Raw genomic sequence first — 4,290 nt, 5'->3', positions numbered from 1 at the left:
CACGCCGCCCGCGCGCGTGGTGCACAGCGCGCGCACATGGGCGGGCGCCGGCCAGTCGGGCACCAGCCAATCGTGGCCCGGTGGTGGCATGGGCATCGGCGCGGTCAGGCTTCGTGGTCCGGGCAGGCGGACGGGTGCGCGCCCTGGAAGGCGGGCAGCGCCATGGCGGCTTCCCACGCGGCCATGGTGAGCGGCAGGCCGTCCAGGTTCACGCGAAAGCGCTGGGCATTGAAGATCTGCGGCACCAGGCAGCAGTCGGCCAGCGTGGGCACGTCGCCCCAGCAGAACTGCGAGGGGGCCAGTCCGGCGGCCTGCCGCTCCTGCGCCAGCAGGCCCAGCTGGCGTTCGAAGGCCGCCAAGCCGTTGCGCGTCCAGTGGTGGTACCAGGCGGTCTTGGTGTCTTCGCTCTGCTGCAGCTCCTGCGTGAGGTACTTGAGCACGCGCAGGTTGTTGATGGGGTGGATCTCGCAGGCGATCATCTGCGCCAGCGCCCGCACCTGGGCGCGGCCGAGCGGGTCGGCGGGCAGCAGGGGCGGCTCGGGATGCATCTCGTCGAGGTACTCGATGATGGCCAGCGACTGCGCCAGGGTGTGGCCGTCGTCGGTGACCAGCGCCGGCACGAGCGGATCGCCCAGCCGGTCGGCATAGGCGGGAAGGCGGTGTTCGGCACGCACCAGGTGCACCGGCACATAGTCGTAAGGCAGGCCCTTGATCCCCAGGGCGATGCGCACGCGGTACGAGGACGATGAACGGAAGTAGTTGAACAGCTTCATGGTGCGGCGAGCATAACGCCGCCCTGCCAGGGACAGCGACCACGCCGGCCCCGTGGCACACTGCCGGTTTGCGCCCGCGCCGGCACGATGCCGCCGCGCGGCCCTCCCCGCATCCGGCGCGGCCAGCCCCGCGCCGTCCCTTTTCGAAGAAAGGCAGACATGAGCTATGTGATTCCTCCCGCAGCCGTGGCCAGCGTGCCCGTCATCGGCACCGGCGACCGGTTCCCCGTGCACCGCATCTACTGCGTGGGCCGCAATTACGAAGAACACGCCAAGGAAATGGGCTTCACCGGCCGCGAGCCGCCCTTCTTCTTCATGAAGCCCGCCGACGCCCTGGTCGTGGTCGATGCCGGCCAGACGGGCACGCTGCCCTACCCCACGCTCACCGCCAACCTGCACCACGAGATCGAACTGGTGGTGGCCATCGGCAAGGGCGGCAAGGGCATCACCGCGGCCGACGCGCTGCAGCACGTGTATGGCTATGCCGTGGGCCTGGACATGACGCGCCGTGACCTGCAAAACGACATGAAGAAGCAGGGCCGCCCCTGGGAGATCGGCAAGGCCTTCGAGCACAGCGCCCCCATCGGCCCCATCACCCCGGCCGCGCAGGCAGGCAACGTGGCGCAGGCCGCGATCTGGCTGCAGGTGAACGGCGCCGACCGCCAGCGCAGCACCGTCTCGCAGCTGATCTGGAACATCGCCGAAACGATCGAGCACCTGTCGGCCGCTTGGGAGCTGCAGCCCGGCGACCTGATCTTCACGGGCACGCCGGAGGGCGTGGCCGCCGTGGTGCGCGGCGACACGCTCGAAGGCGGCGTGGACGGCCTGGGCACGCTGCGCCTGGCCGTGGCCTGACAGCCCCCTCGGGCCCCGCCCTGGCCTCGCGGCCATCGGCCGGGGCCGGTGTTCCCGCTCCGCCGCCCCACGACGCTTCATTTTCAGAAAAACGAATGACCTCCCGCAGCCCCATCAAGCACTGCCGCGAATGTGGAACGGCCGTGGTGTACCGCGTTCCCGACGATGGCGACACCAAGCACCGCGCCGTCTGCCCGGCCTGCCACACCATCCACTACGAGAACCCGCTGAACGTGGTGGGCACCGTGCCCGTATGGCACGACCAGGTGCTGCTGTGCCGGCGCGCCATCGAACCGCGCCGGGGCAAGTGGACGCTGCCCGCGGGGTTCATGGAACTGAACGAAACCACCGCGCAGGGCGCGGAGCGCGAGACCGACGAGGAAGCCGGCGCGCAGATCCAGATGGGGCCGCTGTTCAGCCTGCTGAACGTGCAGCACGTGGGGCAGGTGCATTTCTTCTACCTGGCCCAGCTGCTCAGCGACGCCTTCGATCCGGGCTACGAAACCCTGGAGGCGCGCCTGTTCACCGAGGAGGAAGTGCCCTGGGACGAGATCGCCTTTCGCACCGTGAAGACCACGCTGGAGCGCTATTTCGCCGACCGCAAGGCGGGCAGGTTCGGGCTGCACTGCGTGGACATCGACTGACCCGCCTGCCTTCGCGGGCCATGCGCTGCTGCCGGCTCCATGGAAAAAGGGCGCAGCCACATTACTGTGGCCTGCGCCCTTTGGCTTTTCGGGGAGCCGCTACTGGCGCGGTCGCCCGAAGATGGCGTCAGCCGATCACTTGAGCCACTTGTCGGCCGACTGCTTGAGCGTGCCGCGGGCATCCAGCAGGCCCCAGACGAACTCCATCACGCGCGAATAGTCGGCATCGTCCTTGGGCAGCATGAAGCCCAGGGTGTTGGTGGGCGTGAGCGGCGCGTCGATGAACGCGGCGGTCAGGCGCGGGTCGGCCTTGGCGTAGTGCAGGGCTTCGTAGGTTTCGGTGATCATCACGTCGCCCTTGCCTTCCGCGATCAGCGCGGGGATTTCGGCGTTCTTGTCGTGCGTGCTGACCTGCGCGGCGGTCAGGTTCTGCAGCACGAAGGTTTCGTTGGTGCCGCCGGGGTTCTTGATGACGCGCACGGACGATTTGTTCAGGTCCTGCAGCGTCTGGTACTGGGCCTTGTCGGCCGTGCGCACCAGCGCCACCTTGCCGAACGGCGCGTAGCCGGGGAGCATCTCGATCTGGCGAATGCGCGTGACGTTGCGGGTGATGCCGCCCACGGCCACGTCGAACTTGTCGCCCTGCAGATCCTTCATGAGGTTGGGCCAGCTCGTGGCCACGTATTCGACCTTCACGCCCAGTTCCTTGGCCATGAGTTCGATCACGTCGATGTCGTGGCCGCTGTAGCCGGCATCGGTCTTGATGGCGAAGGGGCGGTAGTCGCCGGGCGTGCCCACGCGCAGGACCTTGCTTTCCATGATCTTGTCCAGCCGGGGGCCGGCGTGGGCAGCGGTCACGAGCGACAGGCAGATCACGGCGCCAGCGGCGACCAGGGAACGCATTTTTCGAGCAATCATGGCAAGGGTATCCAGAGGTTGAGGGGGAGGATCGCAACGGCACGGCGGCCATGGCACCGGCCGCGAACGCACCGCTGGCAAGCATAGCGGAGAGCGGTCGCGCTGCGGTGCATGGCATGCGGAAAGCGCGTGTATGCGACACCCGTACCCGTCAACAACACTTTGGCGCCCTCGAAAGCTATCGCGATCAAATCTTGCGCACGCGCCGCCGATGCAGTGCATAGCCGGTGATCGCGCCAACCAGCGTGGATACCGGCAAAACCCCGAACACCAACACGATTGCCAACGTGTTGGATTGCTCATCATTGAGGGGGTAACCCGCCCCAAACAGACGGTCGTAAGTCACAGAGCCCAGCACGCCGAAGGCCGCGCCCAACAGTGCCCCGAAAATGACGTGGAGAGCGGCTTTCATGCGAGTTGCCAGAACCATACGGCCTGGGCTTTTTCCATATCGGAAACGTCGCTAAAAATGCTGTGGACGCCAAAACCGCCGATGCGTAGGTGAATGCGCAGCCATGACCCACGGTCGCTCAACCGGCTACCGTTCCATAAGTCGATGTGGTCCCCCTGCATTCCTGGCCCCCAGTAGTTTTGAAAGAATACGAGCCCAGTGCGGTCCTTCATGCCCGCACTGCCCTCTGCGTGACCGAATGCCTGCGCGCCTGTGAACTTTTCTATGCGGATCGGCAAGCGGGTTCCTCCAGCCGCCACCCAGTCGGCCACCTCCTGCGCACGGATCGGGTACTTCTCCGTACCCTGTTGCCAGGATCGCACCCCTCGAAATGTTTTGAAGTTCACGCCGGCACGCATGAGGGCGGCTGAAAAATTAATAGCGCACTGGTTTTCGTAGGCCGCTTTGTTCAGCAGAGGCGCATCGCCTTTGACGTTTGGATGGTTTTTCCAGATATCTTGAAAGTTTGGCATTGCGCTGACGGTCATGCGTTTGTATTGCCCACCAGCAAATACCGGCCAGTGGCTTTCCCTTGGAGCCGGGCATTATAGGAACGCGCGCTTGTGTGAGACTGATTCAAGATTTCAAGGCTTGGATTCGATGAAGAACGGCAGCCCGCCGCCCGCCGAGGCCGGCGCCATGGGCGCGG

General features: G+C 66.0%; 6 protein-coding genes and 1 pseudogene. 2 read left to right on the top strand and 5 right to left on the bottom strand.

Annotation, left to right across the window (positions count from 1 at the left end):
• Positions 1 to 108: pseudogene (locus AC27IO_RS21155) on the bottom strand (laccase); the annotation flags it as partial.
• The gene (gene maiA / locus AC27IO_RS21150; RefSeq protein ID WP_284404335.1) at positions 105 to 773 is read right to left on the bottom strand and encodes a maleylacetoacetate isomerase; all 669 of its coding nucleotides are present in this window, start codon (positions 771 to 773) and stop codon (positions 105 to 107) included. The gene maiA and the pseudogene AC27IO_RS21155, both read right to left, overlap by 4 nt.
• 159 nt (positions 774 to 932) lie before the next feature.
• On the opposite strand from maiA, the gene AC27IO_RS21145 reads away from it, so the two are divergent.
• Together AC27IO_RS21145 and AC27IO_RS21140 are read left to right on the top strand one after the other, a co-directional pair.
• On the top strand, positions 933 to 1,628 hold the full coding sequence (locus AC27IO_RS21145) for a fumarylacetoacetate hydrolase family protein (protein ID WP_272552681.1): 696 nt from the start codon (positions 933 to 935) through the stop codon (positions 1,626 to 1,628).
• 95 nt (positions 1,629 to 1,723) lie between these two features.
• Positions 1,724 to 2,272, top strand: a complete 549-nt coding sequence (locus tag AC27IO_RS21140) for an NUDIX hydrolase (RefSeq protein ID WP_284431158.1) — start codon at positions 1,724 to 1,726, stop codon at positions 2,270 to 2,272.
• Between the two features lie 135 nt (positions 2,273 to 2,407).
• Here the strand turns inward: AC27IO_RS21140 and AC27IO_RS21135 are convergent, their stop codons facing one another.
• The 3 genes from AC27IO_RS21135 to AC27IO_RS21125 all read right to left on the bottom strand — a co-directional run bounded on the left by AC27IO_RS21135 (position 2,408) and on the right by AC27IO_RS21125 (position 4,129).
• Positions 2,408 to 3,190: a transporter substrate-binding domain-containing protein gene (locus AC27IO_RS21135; protein WP_442867380.1), complete on the bottom strand. Its 783-nt coding sequence runs from the start codon at positions 3,188 to 3,190 to the stop codon at positions 2,408 to 2,410.
• Between the two features lie 187 nt (positions 3,191 to 3,377).
• Positions 3,378 to 3,602 (bottom strand): hypothetical protein, encoded by a 225-nt coding sequence (locus tag AC27IO_RS21130; RefSeq protein ID WP_317355378.1) that lies wholly within the window; start codon positions 3,600 to 3,602, stop codon positions 3,378 to 3,380.
• Complete coding sequence (locus AC27IO_RS21125) at positions 3,599 to 4,129, bottom strand: type VI secretion system amidase effector protein Tae4 (protein WP_317355381.1); 531 nt, start codon at positions 4,127 to 4,129, stop codon at positions 3,599 to 3,601. The genes AC27IO_RS21130 and AC27IO_RS21125 overlap by 4 nt, the downstream gene beginning before the upstream one ends.
• Positions 4,130 to 4,290 lie beyond the last annotated feature (161 nt).

The organism is Acidovorax sp. KNOB132 (assembly GCF_057541515.1).
Note: the sequence above shows the minus strand (reverse complement) of the source record. Positions and strands in the feature narration are given on the sequence as shown.